The sequence below is a fragment of the Rufibacter sp. XAAS-G3-1 genome (genome assembly GCF_013623775.1).
GTDB lineage: Bacteria > Bacteroidota > Bacteroidia > Cytophagales > Hymenobacteraceae > Nibribacter.
The window spans coordinates 1-475 of the sequence record NZ_JABFAM010000065.1 but is presented as its reverse complement, the minus strand read 5'-3'; the positions used below and the strand labels follow the sequence as shown (position 1 = coordinate 475).

Sequence of the window (475 nt, the reverse complement as noted above, 5' to 3'; positions counted from 1 at the left end):
GGCCGTTGGGTGGTATTAAAAACATAAAATCATGTTAATTAGGAAAAAAATTTCTCATGTACTTTTCATGGCTACAGTTTTGTTGTTCGCAATAATTGGGAATGTAGCAGGACAATCCCTTCCTGATTCACAAGAAAATAAACATGTAGTCCTAAAACTAAGACATAATATAATTGGGTATGCGACCTATTTAGTTAGTCTAGATAGCAAATATGTTTTGATAGATTCTACTGCTTTTAAGAGCCTCGACAAGAATTGGATAAAGAAGGCAGTATTTAAAGGTAAAAAATATGAAGAAATTTCTCAAGAATACCCTGATAAGCACCTGATACTGATTAATATCAAGAGAAAATATAAGGAGCAATTTTATACTTGGCTTAGCAAGCAAAATGGAGAAATAGAATAACACCACCCAACACTGTATAAACATCAAGCCACGGCCGACGGCCTAGCTCGTTGTTTATACTAACCGTTG

1 protein-coding gene is annotated in these 475 nt (G+C 34.5%); it reads left to right on the top strand.

Features of this window, described 5'->3' with window-relative positions:
- The first annotated feature begins 67 nt into the window (after positions 1 to 67).
- Complete coding sequence (locus tag HHO50_RS20960; protein ID WP_181309100.1) at positions 68 to 406, top strand: hypothetical protein; 339 nt, start codon at positions 68 to 70, stop codon at positions 404 to 406.
- The last annotated feature ends 69 nt before the right edge of the window (positions 407 to 475 follow it).

Excerpts from the sequence above, each read along its gene's own strand:
- HHO50_RS20960 (WP_181309100.1), top strand. The coding sequence starts at position 68 with ATGGCTACAGTTTTGTTGTTCGCAATAATTGGGAATGTAGCAGGACAA.